Source organism: Cellulomonas sp. URHE0023 (assembly GCF_000688475.1).
Classification (GTDB): domain Bacteria; phylum Actinomycetota; class Actinomycetes; order Actinomycetales; family Cellulomonadaceae; genus Cellulomonas.
On the sequence record NZ_JIAN01000007.1, the window covers coordinates 224,565 to 240,661 of the forward strand.

14 protein-coding genes are annotated in these 16,097 nt (G+C 73.0%); 2 read left to right on the forward strand and 12 right to left on the reverse strand.

Translation table 11 applies throughout. The annotated features are described in order from the left end of the window. Positions 1-92: 92 nt before the first annotated feature. Genes N553_RS22805 through N553_RS0114135 form a run of 8 tightly spaced genes read right to left on the reverse strand, consistent with a single transcriptional unit; the run spans position 93 to position 8,670 of the window. On the reverse strand, positions 93-1,574 hold the full coding sequence (locus N553_RS22805; protein ID WP_051640182.1) for an AMP-binding protein: 1,482 nt from the start codon (positions 1,572-1,574) through the stop codon (positions 93-95). Next, positions 1,561-2,184, reverse strand: a complete 624-nt coding sequence (locus N553_RS0114105; protein ID WP_028047068.1) for a hypothetical protein — start codon at positions 2,182-2,184, stop codon at positions 1,561-1,563. Before N553_RS0114105 ends, N553_RS22805 begins: the two co-directional genes overlap by 14 nt. Then, positions 2,174-3,961 carry a hypothetical protein gene (locus N553_RS0114110; RefSeq protein WP_051640183.1) on the reverse strand — a complete coding sequence of 596 codons (1,788 nt, stop codon included), beginning with the start codon at positions 3,959-3,961 and terminating at the stop codon, positions 2,174-2,176. The genes N553_RS0114105 and N553_RS0114110 overlap by 11 nt, the downstream gene beginning before the upstream one ends. After that, entirely contained in the window at positions 3,958-4,899 is a 942-nt protein-coding gene (locus tag N553_RS24370; RefSeq protein WP_156043847.1) for a hypothetical protein, read from the reverse strand. Before N553_RS24370 ends, N553_RS0114110 begins: the two co-directional genes overlap by 4 nt. After that, positions 4,896-6,494 carry an AAA family ATPase gene (locus N553_RS0114120; RefSeq protein ID WP_028047070.1) on the reverse strand — a complete coding sequence of 533 codons (1,599 nt, stop codon included), beginning with the start codon at positions 6,492-6,494 and terminating at the stop codon, positions 4,896-4,898. Before N553_RS0114120 ends, N553_RS24370 begins: the two co-directional genes overlap by 4 nt. 28 nt (positions 6,495-6,522) lie before the next feature. Continuing rightward, positions 6,523-7,572 carry an AAA family ATPase gene (locus N553_RS0114125; RefSeq protein ID WP_028047071.1) on the reverse strand — a complete coding sequence of 350 codons (1,050 nt, stop codon included), beginning with the start codon at positions 7,570-7,572 and terminating at the stop codon, positions 6,523-6,525. Beyond that, on the reverse strand, positions 7,569-8,159 hold the full coding sequence (gene pnuC, locus N553_RS22815; protein ID WP_081844652.1) for a nicotinamide riboside transporter PnuC: 591 nt from the start codon (positions 8,157-8,159) through the stop codon (positions 7,569-7,571). Before pnuC ends, N553_RS0114125 begins: the two co-directional genes overlap by 4 nt. 10 nt (positions 8,160-8,169) lie before the next feature. Beyond that, positions 8,170-8,670 (reverse strand): phosphoribosyltransferase, encoded by a 501-nt coding sequence (locus N553_RS0114135; RefSeq protein ID WP_028047072.1) that lies wholly within the window; start codon positions 8,668-8,670, stop codon positions 8,170-8,172. Between the two features lie 54 nt (positions 8,671-8,724). Here N553_RS0114135 and N553_RS0114140 point away from each other — a divergent pair, with 54 nt between their 5' ends. Beyond that, complete coding sequence (locus N553_RS0114140; RefSeq protein WP_034622677.1) at positions 8,725-9,381, forward strand: HAD hydrolase-like protein; 657 nt, start codon at positions 8,725-8,727, stop codon at positions 9,379-9,381. 66 nt (positions 9,382-9,447) lie between these two features. Continuing rightward, positions 9,448-10,203, forward strand: a complete 756-nt coding sequence (locus tag N553_RS0114145; RefSeq protein ID WP_197030087.1) for a MerR family transcriptional regulator — start codon at positions 9,448-9,450, stop codon at positions 10,201-10,203. Positions 10,204-10,251: 48 nt separating this feature from the next. Here the strand turns inward: N553_RS0114145 and N553_RS0114150 are convergent, their stop codons facing one another. The 4 genes from N553_RS0114150 to N553_RS0114165 are packed head-to-tail and all read right to left on the reverse strand — an operon-like array spanning position 10,252 to position 16,054. Next, entirely contained in the window at positions 10,252-12,066 is a 1,815-nt protein-coding gene (locus N553_RS0114150; protein ID WP_028047075.1) for an ABC transporter ATP-binding protein, read from the reverse strand. Then, positions 12,063-13,868, reverse strand: a complete 1,806-nt coding sequence (locus N553_RS0114155) for an ABC transporter ATP-binding protein (protein ID WP_231505284.1) — start codon at positions 13,866-13,868, stop codon at positions 12,063-12,065. The genes N553_RS0114150 and N553_RS0114155 overlap by 4 nt, the downstream gene beginning before the upstream one ends. A 57-nt stretch (positions 13,869-13,925) precedes the next feature. After that, positions 13,926-14,690, reverse strand: coding sequence for an SDR family oxidoreductase (locus N553_RS0114160; protein WP_028047077.1), 765 nt, complete (start codon positions 14,688-14,690; stop codon positions 13,926-13,928). A 50-nt stretch (positions 14,691-14,740) separates the two neighbouring features. Beyond that, on the reverse strand, positions 14,741-16,054 hold the full coding sequence (locus N553_RS0114165; protein ID WP_028047078.1) for an aspartate aminotransferase family protein: 1,314 nt from the start codon (positions 16,052-16,054) through the stop codon (positions 14,741-14,743). Between the last annotated feature and the right edge of the window lie 43 nt (positions 16,055-16,097).

Genomic DNA, 16,097 nt, shown 5'->3' on the forward strand with positions numbered 1-16,097 from the left:
AACAGCCTGTTCTTCCGGAGGCTCGCCGGTGATGGCCGGGTCGATGCCTGTGAGTCACAGGGTAGCCCAGCGGCGCGGGCTCGGCTCGCGGCTCAGCGCTGCGCGTCGGACGACGTCCGGTCGCTGCTGAACCTGCGCGGCTTGCCGGTGCCCATACCCGACACCTGCTGGTGGGTGGTCAGTGCGACGGGACGCGTCAGCCAGCGCGCGATCGCGTCCGCGGCACCCTGCGAGTCGCCGCTGAGCGCCACAGTCTCCAGGTGGACGGCGCCGTCGACGTCCTGGTGCAGGTGGAAGACCGCCAAGCCGTAGGCCTGGAGAAGCTGCGTCGCATCGATCGAGCTGTGCTCGGTTCCGTCGGCGGCGACGAACACGACCGGTGCCCGCCCCTCCAGCCCGACGAGCACGGTCCCGCGCGCGTCGCGCACGAGCGACGCGTGGTCCCCCGTGCGGTAGCGCAGCAGCGGCAGGTACGGGTTCTCGTCGACCGTCACGACGATCTCGCCGCGGGTCCCGTCGGGGACGGGCCGGCCCGCGGCGTCCAGGATCTCGACCCACACGCGGCGGCCGACGACGACGTGCCCTGAACCGTCGGCTGAGGCGGCCACGGGCCCGGTCTCCGTGAGTCCGTAGACGTCGAGCACGGGGCAGCCCCACCGCCGCTCGACGGCCGACCGGACGCTCGCCGGCAGGTCCGTCGCGCCGTTCACCACGGCGACCGGGTGCAGGTCCAGGCCCAGCTCGAGCAGCCTGAGCAGCGGGAGCGTCGACGTGCTGACCACCTGCGGGTCCAGCTCCGACAGGAACCGGTCACGGTCCGCCTCGTCGCGCCAGGCCGACGCGTCGAGGTTGATCCGCGCCATCAGCGGCGCGTCCGCCCCGGTCACGCGGCGGAACGCCGTCATCGCCGACGCGTACGTGAACGCGGTGCGCTGGTCGACGACATTCACGAGACCGAGCCGTCCGTCCACCGGCTCCCAGCGGACACCCTCGGTGGCGAGCAGCGCCTGCACGAGCAGCAGGTCCGCCGCCAGCGTCACGGGATGCAACGGGACCACGAGCGCCGCGCCCGTGCTGCCCGAGCTCGAACCCTCCAGGACGCGCGTCAGGTCGACGTCGACCGGCACGAAGGAGGCGACGTCCCGCACCAGGTCCTCCCGGCTGGTCGTCGGGAGGTCGGCGAGCGGCGTGCTGGGGCCGCTCGTGCCGTCTCGCGCAGCCCGTCGGTACCGCGGAACCGTCGCGTGCACGCGCGCGACCAGGGCGGCGACCCAGTCGTGGTCGTCCGCAGGGCCGGAGAAGCGGGCGGCCGCCTCCTCGAGCCCTACCTGGTCGTCGGCCGTGAGCCGGTCACCCGTCGCGTGCACCCACACCGGGGCGCGCGGATGGGCGCGCAGCGCGGCGACCCGGGCGAGGCCCGCGCCGTCGAGCGTCGGCCAGCGGGCCTGGTCGGTGAGCACCGCGGCGCCCATCGGTGCGTACTCGGTGAGCGCAGGATCGGGCAGCGTGGGATCGAGCAGCATCGGGTCGGGCCGGGTGGGCTCGGGCTGCGCCTGCGGGTCAGGAGGGGACATAGTGGGCGGCCGCCTCCTTCGCCCTGGCCTCCGCGAGCGCCTTGGCCAAGGCCTCCGCGCGTGCGGCCTCCTGAGCCATGGCCGTCAGGAGCTCGCGCTGGTACGCCGTGCTGACCGCGAGCCACCGATCGTTCGCGACGCTCGGCGACTCCCCCGCCGGCAGCACCCCGGCAGCACCCAGGAACGCCCGCGCCAGCTCCTCACGCGCGCTGTCGTCCTCGACCCACCTCCCGACCGGCCGCAGCCCGGAGAGCTGACGCGGGATCGTCGCGACGAGCCCGAGCATCCAGGCGCTCAGACCGCCTCGGGCCTGAGCGGCCTCCTGGATCCCGGGATCGGAACGGACGGCCGGGTCCAGGACGAGCCAGCACACGAGCGCGACGAGCGCCCGGCGTTCCGCCACGGAGGCGTCGGACATGCCGGGCCCGTGCTCCAGGTCGCGGTCGAGGTTGGCCAGCGACGCGGCGTCGAGCACCGCCCCGTCGAGCTCGACGGCCAGGTCCGCGACGACCGCCCCGACCGAGACCTGGGGATCGGTCAGGTCCGGCGACGCGTTCGAGATGCGGTGCCGGACGGCGGCGAGCTGTGGGCCCGTCAGGTCATCCGCCATGGGCACGCCCCCAGGTCCGACGCGAGAAGTCACGGGCGAACGGAACCAGGTCGTCGTCGGTCGAGACCACGTAGACGTCGTAGTCACCCGCCAGGTGCTGCACGGTCGGCAGCGACTGGGGCCAGAGCCGCAGGACCAGGCTCCCGCCCGCTGCACTCTCCAGCGACCGTGCGGCGGTGTCGTCGAGCTCGGACCCGTCCTTCGTCGACCGCCGGAACATCGTGTCCACTCCCTCGTCGGAGATCACCGCGATGTGGGTCGGTCCGGGCGCGGTCGGCGCGGCCCCTTCCCAGCCGAGATGCGTGCGTGCCAGCAGGTCGACAGGGAACGCTGTGCTCCCGCCGATGTGGGCGACGACGGCACGCAGGACCTCCTCGGCGTCACCCGTGAACCCGTCCGTGCCGACGAGCTGGCCGGGGCCGCTCCACGTCGTCGCCTGGACGCGGGCGCCGGCACGCAGCGCCGACAGGGCCAGGACGGCGCCGGCGAGCGCGATCGGCGCGGCTGTCCGCTGCGGATCCGGCATGGACCCCGACGAGTCCAGGTACAGGTCGAGGTCAACGGGACGGGGAGCAGGTCGCGACGACTCGTCCTCGAGCATCTCGCGGCGCACCGTCGTGACGCCGGGGACGAGGACGGGCGACGCCGTCACGGTGCCGGCCCAGTCGATGTCCCCGAGGTCGTCGCCGAGCTCCCACGGCGTCAGCCCGCCGAGCAGCTCGTCCGCGACGACCGGCGGCTCGCGGACCGGGAACGGCACGAGATACGGCGAGGCGTGCTCGCGGTACCAGGCCATCGCGACGGACTCCAGGCTGGTCGGGCGTCCGATCGCCACGAGGACGGCATGGAGCTCGGCCGGCGACAGCGCCCGGTCCTGACCCCCGCTGTCGGCCGAGCGGCCATCGGGGGCCTCGTCGGCGGGCGCCCGCTGCTCGATGTCTCCCACGACCCGAGGGTCGAGTGCGGGGTGCACCGCGGGCGCTCCGAGCGAGGTGTCGCTCGCCGCCCCCGGGGGCAGCGTGCCGTCGCCGCTGCGGTCACCGGCGCACCCGACGGTGAGGACGTCACCGTCTCCGGCGGTCGGCGCGCCCGGTTGGTCTGCCTGCTCCAGAGCGGCGGCGTCGAGCAGCGAGCGCACGAGGACCGCGAACCCTGCGGCCCCCGCGACGGGATCCCTCGCGTACGCCCGGATGTGGCGCGCGCACAGCATCGCCTCACCCTCGGGTGCCGGGGCCTCACCCGTCAGGAAGCCCCGGGGCAGCGCCCACAGGATCTCGTAGGTACGCATCACCAGCAGGCCCAGGGGCGAGTCCTTCGGCGGTTCGCCGAGCGCCTTGGTGATCGCCGCCATGTCGACGCCCGCCTGCCGTTGCAGACGGTCGTTGATCAGCATGTCGCTCCAGAGGTTGGACACGAGGCCCACCAGGTTGTCGCGGCTTCCGAGGCCGACCTTGATGCGCGCCGCGATGCGGACGGAGCCCAGGGGGTCGCCGGGTGCGAGCAGGTGGTGCCCGAGCTCGTGAGCCAGCACAGCGACGGGGTGGTCCTCGACGCCGTGCCGGAGGACCTCGGGCAGGTCGATGTGCACCTCGACCTCGTCGACCCGGAACCAGGCGAAGGAGCCCTCATGGCAGGGGCGGTCGTGCAGGACGGGAGCGTGCAGCCGTGTGGTGGGCCCCCAGGCCGCCAGTGCCAGCGGCCACGCGGCGAGCCACCGGGTGCCGAGGTCGGCCAGGACGGCTGGGTCGTCGACCTTCGCTGCGTGTGCGCCGCTCACGACGCCACCCGCACCACGTCGAGCAGGTACGAGTGGCGTCGGCTGACCGCCAGGACGCCCGTGCCGAGCGGTGCGGAACCGGTCACCCGGTCCGTCCACGGCACCGGCAAGACGTCCTGCGTACGCGCCGAAGCGATGTCGATCGGTTCGTCCAGCCGCACCACCGCCGCGCCGTGCACGTCCGCGACGACCGCCCAGCCGCACCCGTCGGCGGTCACCGCGCAGCCCGTCGGACCGCCGGGGACCACGCGCGGTCGGGCCAACCAGGGCCCACCGAACCCGCGGAAACCGCCTATGCGACGCACGACACCGGGCTCGACCGGGCGCTGCGGCCACCACCACGGGTCGGCCGCGTGCCGGCGGAGCACCCCGGCGACGTCTGTGCCGTCCGGCAGCCGCAGCACTGCGCGGGCGGCCACATCGGGCAGCGTCGCCGCGGCAGCGAGGGCCGCCGCTCGGTAGCGGGCGGCGCCCGACCGCCAGGTCGCCACGAGCACGACGGCACGGACCCCGTCCTCGTCGGCTCCGGTCGGCGGCACCGCCGCGAGCAGGTCGGCGAACAGCGCGGGGTCGCCGCTGCGGGCGACCGTCCGCGCGGCCGCGCACACGGCGTCGACCGTCGCGCCCGGCTGGTCGGTGAGCAACCCACCCAATCGGGGGATGACGCTCAGGAGGACGGACCGCTCCGGGTCGTCCGCGTGCCACCGCCCCCGCACCACGACGTCGACCACGCGCTGAAGCAGCGCACGTCCCAGCTCCGGCACGAGCTCCGTGCCGGGTTCCGTCCGTACCGCGGCCGCAACCTCCACGATCGCGGCGCGCAGCACGATCGGGTCACCGTCCTGCGCTGCGGCACTGCGGAGCAACGCGTCCACGAACGGCCGGTCGCGCGCCAGCCAGCGTCCGATCTGGGAGTCCGGGTCGACGACGCCGCTCACGTTCCGCTCCACCGCAGCCAGGTCAGGTACGACGAGTACCGCTGGTGCGCGTACTTCAGTGCGAGCGCGTCCTCGAACAGGCTGCCGTGCAGCTTGGTGGCGTCCTGCCAGCCCGCGAGCACGCCCTCGATCCGCGCGAGGCGTCGACGCACCTCGACCTCGGTCAGACCGTCCAGCCCTCGGGCCAGCTCAGCCAGGACGTCGCCGACGGGGTCGACGGTGTCGAGGCCCTCCGCGTCGTACTGGTGGCACGCCGTGTCGAACAGGTCGCGGATCCAGGACACCCGGTCGCTGCGCAGCGACTCTCGTCCGGGGTCGTCGAACGCCGCGGCCTGCAGGTCCGGCTGCAGCTTGTCGTGCAGGACGAACGGCAGCACGGCGCGCAGGTCGTCGAGCGTCACCTCCGGGTTGCCACGGAAGTAGGCCATGGCCTTGGCGTAGGCGACGAGCGACTGCAGGGCGCGCACCGACAGGCCGTTGAGCGTCTGGGCGCCGATGTCTGCCCGCTGGTCGCGCCCCGTCGCCAGGGCCGCCAACCGGTGCGGGTCCTCGCCGGCAAGGCGTGCGGTGTCCTTGGTGCGGTACTCGAGCTGGCGGGCGGCGTGCTCGAGCAGCTCGAGCTGGGCCGCGAAGTACTCGAGCCGACGCCGGACGGGCACCGGGATCGGCACGGCGATGACCTCGCGGTGCAGCCGCTCGTGCTCGTCGTCGTCGAAGACGATCGACCGCGGGACGTTCTCCTCGGGCCTCAGGCCGCGCTCGGTGCGCTCGACGAGGTCGCCGACGAACCGCGAGTTGAAGGACAGCGCCTTCACGACGACGTCGATCCGGTCCCGGAGCGCGTCGACGACCTGGAACGTCCCGCCTCCCGCGTCGTCGTTCGCCGTGAGGTACCAGGCGGCTGCGCCCGTCTCGAAGACCTGGTCGAACACCTCGACGTACCCGTCGGCCAGGACGGTCAGCAGGGCCGACTGCGTGCGGGTCGGGATGCGGTTGTACTCGTCGACGATCTTCACGCGACGCCCGAGCCAGGAACGCCACGCGACGTCGATGTCCTCGAGCTTCTCGGCGGCGACGAGGTCACGCGGCAACGGCGTACCGAACATGTCCTGCACCGTGAGCTGCGGATGTCCGTGCTGCATGGCCCGGCGGACGTCGCGCACCGGGTACCCGGCGAGGACGCCCATGAGGATCGCGCTCGCCGTCTTGCCACGGCCCGGGCCGCCGACGAGCAGGCACCGGCCACGCACCGCGAACGTGAGCAGGGGCAGCAGCACGAACGACGAGTACGACTGGTCCGTCGGCAGCTCGACCTCGGCCCGCGAGTCGCCCAGCCGGAAGCGCGTCCGGGGCTTGCTGAGGTCGTGGAACTCCACGTCGTAGTGCGGACTGATGATGGCGTGGTTGACCATCCAGAAGTACGCCTGCCGGAGCTTCTCGTCGAGGGGTGCCTGCGTCGACGTCGCGGCGCCGGGCGGCCCGGCGAAGAGCTGGTCCACGTCGAGTGCGAGTGGTTGCGCGGCCGCCCCCGGCGAGTGGGCCCGCGTCGGCGCGGCGGAGACCTGGCTCAGGGGGTTCGGCAGGGCGGTGCTCACGGCTAGGGAGTCTGGCACGGCGCCGCCGTCACGCGCCGGTCCACGACACGTGTGCGTTGCGCTCCACGGCAGGGTCAGCGAGGCGACGCGGCTCGGCGAGCAGCGGCTCGACGAGGGCGACGGCCGCGGCGAACCGTTCGGCTCGGCTCCCGCGCAGCTCGACCCACGGCGACGGCTGCTGGTCGAGGAGTCCCCGGAACCGCTCCTGCATGGCGTGCCGCAGGTGCTCACCGTCACGGGTGTCGTCGTGCTCGTACGGGATCTCGTCGCCCGTGAGCAGGTACAGGTCGGGCACCCGGGAGGCGGCGATCGCCGCGACGGTCGGCGACCAGGTCCCCACGTGGCGCTCGTGGAAGACCGCCGTCACGAGCACGTCGGTGTCGGCGACCAGCAACGGGACCGGTGTCAGCGTGGCCGCCGCGTCCTCGCGCCGTGCCTGCTCGCGAGCGACCAGCTCGAAGTCGGCGGTGTGCCACGGCGCACTGGGGCCTCCGGGCCGCAGGTGGGTCCACTCGCGGCCGAACTCGGGGATCGTCGGGAGCCCGAAGTGCGACGTCAGGTCGTTCGCGAGCGTCGTCGTCCCCGTGGACTCGGCGCCCAGGACGACGACCCGTCGCACGAACCAGCTGCGCACCGCGGCCGGCAGCGCCCACCAGTACCTCGCCGGGTCCGCCCGGACGGCGCGGGCGCTCACGGGGGTCTGGTGCCGGCCGGGGTCCACCTGGACCCACGTCGCGCCGAGGCGCCGCGCGAGCTCGCCGCCGTACTCGTCTGAGGTCAGGACGGCGTCGACCGGAGCGTCCAGGAGGTCCCGGATCACTCCGACGTGCACCTCCCAGGCGTGGTCGCTGGCGTAGTCGACCGGCTCGTCGTCCATCCCGGCGACGACGTGCGCTCCCGGCAGCTCCGCGCGCAGCCACCCCGCCCGCACCTCCGGGGTCAACGACTCCTGCGACGACCCGAGGACCTGCACGGTCACCCGGTCGCACCGGGCGAGCGCGGACCGGACGAGCGCCAGGTGCCCGGCGTGCAGGGGGTAGAACTTCCCGATCACGAGGCCGTGCCGGAAGCGCGTCACGCGACGACCTCCTGGAGAGGAACGACCGGCACCATCAGGCGGGCGCGCCACCGGCGCAGCCCTGAGATGCACAGCCCGATGAACAGCACGTACAGCACCGCCGTGAGGCGCAGCCCCTGGCTCAGGTAGAGACCGACGAGCAGGACGTCGGTGACGATCCAGACCGCCCAGGTGCCCAGCCACTTGCGGTTGAGCATGAACTGCGCGACGAGGCTCAGCGCCGTGGTCAGGGAGTCCCAGAACGGCGCGGCCGACGCGCCCGCGACCGCGCCGAGCAGCAGGGTCAGGCCACCGGTGAGGACGGCCGCGGCGGTCGCGCCGACGAGCCAGGCACGACGCGGTGTGCGCCGGACCTCGAGCACGCCGTGGTCCCGGCCGCCGTGCAGCCACGAGTACCAGCCGTGCACGGCGAGGACGAGGTACACCACCTGGAGCGCCGCGTTCGCGTACAGCCCCGCCGAGGCGAACAGGACGAGGAACAGGCACGTGTTGAGGATGCCGACCGGGAAGTTCGCCCAGTGCTCGCGGGTCGCCAGCCAGACGCACGCGGCTCCCGTGACGAACCCCAGAATCTCGACCCAGCCCACGGCCGACACCCTAAGGCGCTAGCGACCCGACGCGAGGGACGGGCGGCTCGGCCGACCACGGGAACACGATCCACCGGTCGGTGCGACGCCACACGTAGTCGGGCTCGACGATCGAGCGGGGCTTGGAGTACAGCACCGCGGTCCTGGCCTCCTCGCAGTGCGACGCCATGATCCTCTGGACGAGCGCGAGCGTCTCGCCGGTGTCCGCGACGTCGTCGACGACGAGCGCCTTGAGCCCTGCCATCGCGGCGGTGTCCAGGAGCGGCGGCAGGACGACCGGGTCGGGCAGCCGCTCGTCGACACCCGTGTAGAACTCGACGTTCAGCGTCCCGACCGCCTTGGTGCCCAGCGCGTAGGCGATCGCACCTCCGGGTGGCAGACCACCGCGGGCCACGGCGATGACGATGTCGGGTTCGAAGCCGTCATCGACGACAGCCTGCGCGAGCTCGCGTGCCGCCGTGCCGAAGAGCTCCCAGCTGAGCACCTCACGTACCGTCTCCGAAGTCGCCATGCGGGCAGCGTAGGTGCCCGACGTTGCCGCAGGGTTGCGTGCAGACTCGTGCCCGTGACCACACCCCTGTGCCTCCTCGACCTCGACGGCACCTTGATGGACTCCGCTCCGGGGATCACCGCCTCGGCGGCACAGGCCTACCGTGCCCTGGGTCTGGAGACTCCGAGCGACGCCGTGCTGCGCTCGTTCGTCGGGCCGCCCATCACGGGGAGCTTCGTGGCGCACGGCGTGCCCGAGGCACGGGCCACCGAGGCCGTGCGCGCCTACCGCGAGGAGTTCGTCACGCGCATGATCGCGGACAACGCGGTGTTCGACGGCATCTTCGACGTCCTGCACGACCTGCGGGGCGCCGGCGTCCTGCTCGCCGTCGCGACCTCGAAGCCCGTCGTCTACGCGCGCCCGATCTGCGACGCGTTCGACCTCACCGATCGGGTGGACGCGATCTTCGGCGCACCGCTCGACGAGACGCCGTCGAGCAAGGCCGATGTCGTCGCTGCCGCGCTCGCCGAGTTCCCGGACGCCGGTCCGGTGCTGATGGTCGGGGACCGCGAGCACGACGTGCTCGGTGCGCGCGCCTGCGGGGTCGAGACCGTCGGGGTGACGTGGGGCTACGCGGCGCAGGGTGAGCTCGAGGCGGCCGGGGCGGTCGAGCTCGTGGACGACGTCCGTGACCTGGCGGCCGTCGTCATGCGACGCCTCGGTACCCGCTGACTACCCGTACGCATCTCCCCCGGCGCGCTTGACGTTGACGCGGCGTCAACTCGTACCGTGGACGGCATGGAAGCAGCAATCCAGGAGATCGCCCGCCTCACGGGCACCACGAGCCGCACGCTTCGGCACTACGACGCCATCGGCCTGCTCACCCCGAGCCGCACCGCACCCGGTGGGACTCGCTGGTACGACGACGACTCGCTCGTCCGCCTGCAGCGGATCCTGCTACTGCGCGACCTCGGGCTGGGCCTGCCCGACATCGCCCGGGTGCTCGACAGCGAGCACGACGAGACGGCGGCACTGCGCCGCCACCTGGACTGGCTGCGCACCGAGCAGCACCGCCTCGACCGCAGGATCGCCGCGGTGGAGGCGACGCTGACCGCACGAGAGAAAGGACGTCCGATCATGGCGGACGAGATGTTCGACGGGTTCGACCACACGCAGCACAAGGACGAGGTCACGCAGCGCTGGGGCGCCGAGGCGTACGCCACGGGCGACACCTGGTGGCGCGGGATGTCGCAGGAGGAGCGCACCGCCTGGAAGGCGGCGACGGCCGCGCTCGCATCCGAGTGGGCGGCTGCCGCGTCGGCCGGCCACGACCCGGCGGGCGAGCTCGCGCAGGACCTCGCCCGCCGCCACGTCGCATGGCTCGGCAGCATCCCCGGTACGCCGGGGTACGGCGGGCCTCCGGTTCGGGACTACGTGCTCGGGCTCGGTGACATGTACGTGGCGGACGAGCGGTTCTCCGAGAACTACGGGGGTGTCGACGGTGCGACGTTCGTGCGGGACGCCCTGCACGAGTACGCCGCCCGGCACCTCTGAGCGGTCGACCGCCGCCGCCCGCATCTCGTCAGCGCGGGCGGCGGTGGCTCACCCCGCGGGCGAGTGCTCCAGCGAGCGCTGCCAGTCGGCGTGCAGGTCGGCGAAGCGGCCGCCGCCGGCCACCAGGTCCGCCGGCGACCCGTCCTCCACGACCCGCCCGCCGTCCACCACCAGGACCCGGTCGACGCCCATCACGGTGGAGAGCCGGTGCGCGATGACCACGGAGGTCCGATCGGCCAGGAGCGTCTGCAACGCCTCCTGGACCTGCGCCTCCCCCGGCACGTCGAGCGAGCTGGTCGCCTCGTCGAGGATGAGCAGCGCCGGGTCCGCCAGGAACGCCCGGGCGAAGGAGACGAGCTGTCGCTGCCCGGCGGAGAGGCGAACGCCCCGCTTGTCGGCCTCGGTGTCGTACCCGTCGGGCATCGAGCGGATGAGGTCGTGCACCCCGACGGCGCGGGCCGCCGCCTCGATCTCCTCGCGCGTGGCGCCCGGCTTGCCGAGGGCGATGTTCGCACCGATCGTGCCCGAGAAGAGGTAGGCCTCCTGGGTCACCATGACGACGGCCCGCCGCAGGTCCACCGGGTCGATCGCGCGCAGGTCGACGTCGTCGAGCAGGACCGCGCCGGACCTCACGTCGTAGAACCGTGCCAGGAGCTTCGCGATGGTCGACTTGCCCGCTCCTGTCTCCCCGACGAGCGCGACCGACTGGCCGGCGGGCAGGTGCAGGTCGACCCGCGGCAGCACGGTCGGCCCCGCCCCGTACCCGAACTCGACGCGGTCGAAGCGCACGTCGCCGCGCGCGTGCACGAGCCGTCGAGGGTGCGCAGGCTCGGGCACCGTGGGCTCCTCGGCCAGCAGGTCGGCCAGCTTCTCGAGCGCCGCCGTGGCCGACTGCAAGGAGTTGTAGAACATGCCGATCTGCGACAGCGGCGCGAAGAAGCGGCGGGCGTAGAGCACCGACGCGACGAGCACGCCCACCTCCATGCCCCCGTCCAGGGTCCGCAGACCGCCGACGAGCAGGACGGTGGCCACGGTGACGTTGCCGATCAGGGTCAGGCCTGTGTCGAAGACGCCGTTGAGCCGGATCGCCGCTGCCGTCGTGGCGCGATAGTCCTCGGCGAGGTCGCCGTAGACGGCCTCGACCTCACGTTCGCGCCGGAACGCCTGCACCGCACGGATCCCCGTCATGGTCTCCACGAACCGCACGATGAGCCGTGCGACCGCAGTCCGGTTCTTGCGGTACTGGACCTGCGAGCGCACCTGGAACCAGCGGGTCAGCAGGACACCGGGCACGACCGCCAGCAGGAGCACGAGGCCGCTGCGCCAGTCGAGCAGCGCGAGCGAGAACGCAGTGAGGACCATGGCGAGCACACCCGTCGCGAGCGTGGTCACGCCGCCGTCCAGCAGCTCACGCAGCGACTCCACGTCCGATGTCTGCCGGGAGATGATCCGCCCGGAGGTGTACTGCTCGTGGAACTGCAGGCTCAGGCGCTGCGTGTGGCGGAACACCCGGCGCCGAAGGTCGAGCAGCATCGTCTGGCTGACCCGCGCCGACGCCCGCACGGTCGCGGCGGTCAGCACACCGCCCAGCAGGGCGGCCAGCAGGTAGGTGCTCGAGGCCAGCACGAGCGGAACCGCATCGCCGCTCTGCATCGCCGGCAGCGCGCGGTCGATCCCGTATGCCACCAGCGCGGGTCCGGCGACTGCGGCGAGCTGCGAGCCGACGACCAGCGCTGCGGTCCACCACGCGGATCGCCGGACCGGGCGGAGCAGGGACGAGAGCAGCGCGAGCGAGCGGCGCCGCAGCCGGCGGGACTCGGTGCGCGTCGGGTCGTCGTCGCGGGACTCGGTGTCCTCGCTCATCCGCGCACCCCCTCGAGCTCGTCGGTGCCGACCGCCGACAGCGCGGTCAGCACGTACCGGTAGTGCGGATGGGTCGCCAGCAGCTCCGCGTGCCGGCCGATGCCGGTGATGCGGCCGTCCTCGAGCACCGCGACCCGGTCGGCGAGCGCAACTGTCGAGGGCCGGTGCGCGACCACGAGTGTCGTGGTGCCCGCGAGCATCGCCCGCAGCCCGGCGGTCACGGCGGCCTCGGTGGTGACGTCGAGCGCGGACAACGGGTCGTCGAGCACCAGGACGCGTGGCCGTACCGCGATCGCCCGCGCCAGCGCGATGCGCTGCCTCTGGCCGCCGGACAGGCTGAGCCCCTCCTCGCCGATCACGGTGTCGAGGCCGTCGGGCAGATCGTGCACGAACCCAGCCCGTGAGACGTCGAGGGCCTCCTGCAGGAGGGCGTCGGCCGCCGGGCCGACCAGGTCGGTGCCGAGCAGCACGTTCTCGCGCACCGAGGCGGAGAACAGGATGGGGTCCTCGAACGCGACCGATACCGCGCTGCGCAGCTCGTCACGCGTGAGGTCACGGACGTCGACGCCGTCGATCCGGACCGATCCCGCGGTCACGTCGTACAGGCGCGGGACGAGCTGGAGCAACGTCGTCTTCCCGCTCCCGGTGAGGCCGACGAGCGCCAAGGTCTCCCCCGGTTCGAGGCGCAGGTCCACACCGTCCAGGACCGCCGCACCCGTCGCTCCTGGATGGGCGAAGCCGACCCCGACCAGCTCGACCACCGAGCCGCCCCCGCCCACGGCCGGCAACGACACGGGCCGAACCGGGTCCTGGACGGTCGAGCCGGTCTCGATGACCTGCATGTACCGGTCGGTCGCCGCCCGCGCGTCCAGCGTCATCGCGAGCAGCATGCCGAGGCGCTCGACCGGGTTGTTCACGACCGCCGCCGTCGCGAAGAACGCCACGAGCGCCCCGACGCTGAGGTGGCCGTCGGCGGCCAGCGTGACGCCGATCGCGAGGGAGACCGCCAGCACGGCCTCTGGTATCGCCCCGAGCGCGAACGACACCCGTGAGAGCGTCCGGGCCTTGTGCACCTCGGTGGTGCGAAGCTCGTCGGCCTGTCGTGCGAAGTCGTCGAGCGCATCCTGGCCGCGTCCGAACGCCTTGAGGACGCGGATGCCATGGACCGACTCCTCGACCGTCGTCGCGAGGTCGCCCGCCTGGTCCCGCGCGCGCCGGGCCACCACCTTGTAGTCCTCCCGGAACCGGAATCCGAGCCAGATCACGGGCACCGCACCGGCGACGTACACCGCGCCGAGCACGGGGCTGGTCCAGATCATCAGCACCACGCCGACCAGGACGGTGGTTGCGCTGACCAGCAGCATGACCAGCCCGAAGACGGTCCACCGCCGGATGGTCGACAGGTCCGACATGATCCGGGACAGCAGCTGGCCCCCGGGCCAGCGGTCGTGGAACTCGACGGGCAGGTCCAGCAGGTGCCGGAACAGGTCCGTGCGCATGACCCGCTCGACTCCCGTCCCCGGCGTGAGGATCAGCGCCCGCCTGCACCAGACGAGGAACGCCTCGAGGATGCCCAGGGCCAGCACGACGACCGCGCCGAGCACCACGCCACGCGTCGACCCGTCGCCGAGCAGCGGTCCGTTCACGATGGCGCGGAGCACCTGCGGGACCGCGAGCGCGAGCAGGCTGGCGCCGAGAGCCGTCAGACCGCCCAGAGCGATGCGCGGCAGTGCGGGCCGCGCCCATCGGCGCAGCTGCAGGAGCACGCGCGTGGTGGACGGAGGGGGTGGGACATCAGGCACCAGGTAACCCTACGGATCTGGTCGACTTTTTCTCGGAGGGGTATCGCCCCTCGAACGCTACGCGGTCGTGCGCGCCGTCTTCGTGTTGCTGGCCTGTGCGCGGGGGCGTACCACGAGCAGGTCGACGTTGACGTGCGGCGGACGCGAGAGCGTCCACGCGATCGCGTCCGCCACGTCGTCGGCCACCAGCGGCTGGTAGCCGTCGTAGACCGCGGCCGCACGTTGCGCGTCGCCGTCGAACCGGACCAGCGCGAACTCGTCCGTCGCTACCGCGCCGGGTGCGATCTCCAGGACCCGGATCGGCTCGCCGACGATCTCCCAGCGCAGGGTCGTGGCGAGCATCCGCTCCGCGGCCTTGGCGCCGGTGTACCCGGCACCGCCCTCGTAGGGTCCGTAGGCGGCGGTCGACGTCACGACGACCACGTCTCCCCCACCGTCGGCCCGCAGCTGTGGCAGCACGGCCTGCGTGACGCGCAGCGTGCCGAGCACGTTCAGCTCGTACATCCGCCGCCACTGGTCGATGTCGGCCCTCTCCACGGGGTCAAGGCCGAACGCACCGCCCGCGTTGTTGACGAGCGCGTCGAGCGGTCCCCCCGCCGCCACGTACTCACCGAGCCGGGCCACGTCCGCGTCGTCGGTCACGTCGGCGACGACCGTGTCCGCCCCGGTCTCCAGGGCGAGCGCCTCCAGCCGGTCCGCGCGGCGGGCCGTCGCGACGACGTCCCAGCCCTCCGCACGCAGCCGTCGGACGGTGGCGGCTCCGATGCCGGACGACGCGCCCGTCACCAGGGCGCGACGGGGTCGGGGCGTGCCTGTGCTCATGCGGTGGTGCTCCTCAGCAGTGGGTGGGGGCGAGCGGCAGTTCAGGGAGGTCAGAGGGTCGCGGCGACCTCGTCGAGCGCCTCTTCGAGCAGGCCGAGGCCGGTCGCCGCCTCCTGCGCGGTGACGACGCAGGGCGGGACGACGTGCACGCGGTTGTCGGCGAGGAAGGGAAGCAGACCCCGGGAGAGCGCGGCCGCCTTGACCTTGCCCACCACGGCGGGCTCGACGGGCTGGTGGGTGTCCTTGTCGCGGACCAGCTCGACGGCCCAGAACACGCCCAGGCCCCGCACCTCGCCGACGATCGGGTTGCGCTCGGCGAGCGCCGCCAGACCCGGGCCGATCACGTCGGAGCCGATCGCGGCCGCGTGCTCGACGATGCCCTCGTCGGCCATCGCGTCCAGGGTCGCGACGATGGACGCCATCGCCAGGGGGTGGCCCGAGTAGGTCAGGCCGCCGGGGAACACCGCGTCGTCGAAGGTCTTGGCGATCGGGTCGCTGATGATGACGCCACCCGCCGGGACGTAGCCGGAGTTGACGCCCTTGGCGAAGGTGATGAGGTCCGGGCGCACGTCGAAGCCGTCGAACGCGAACCAGCGTCCGGTGCGGCCGAACCCGCACATGACCTCGTCGAGGATCAGGAGGATCCCGTACCGGTCCGCGATGGCGCGCACACCCGCGAGGTACCCCGGCGGCGGCACGAGCACGCCGGCCGTGCCGGGGATCGTCTCGAGGAGGATCGCCGCCACGCTCCCCGGCCCCTCTGCCTGGATCACGCGCTCGAGGTGGTGCAGTGCGCGCTCCGACTCCTGCTCCGGGGTGCTCGCCCAGAACTCCGAGCGGTACAGGAACGGGCCGAAGTGGTGCACGTGGCCGCGGGCGTACTCGTTGGGCACACGGCGCCAGTCCCCCGTCGCGACGACGGCCGCACCGGTGTTGCCGTGGTACGAGCGGTACGCGGACACCACCTTGTCCCGGCCGGTGTGCAGGCGGGCCATGCGGATCGCGTTCTCGTTCGCGTCGGCGCCACCGTTGGTGAAGAAGACGCTCGAGAAGCCCGCCGGAGCGTGCGACAGGATGCGCTCGGCCGCCTGCCCGCGCGTGAGGTTGGCGGTGGCCGGAGCGATCGTCGTCAGCGTGGCCGCCTGCTCCTGGATCGCTGCCACGACACGCGGGTGCTGGTGACCGATGTTGACGTTGACCAGCTGGCTCGAGAAGTCGAGGTAACGGCGGCCGTCGTGGTCCCACACCGTCGAACCGAGCCCGCCCGCGATCACCAGCGGGTCGAGGTGCGCCTGCGCGGACCACGAGTGGAACACGTGGTCGCGGTCGAGCCGGAGCGCCGTGGCGCCGTCCTGCGAAGTCATCTTCGTCGCGCTCCTTCGTCGTGCCGCGGGCGGTGGCCGTTCT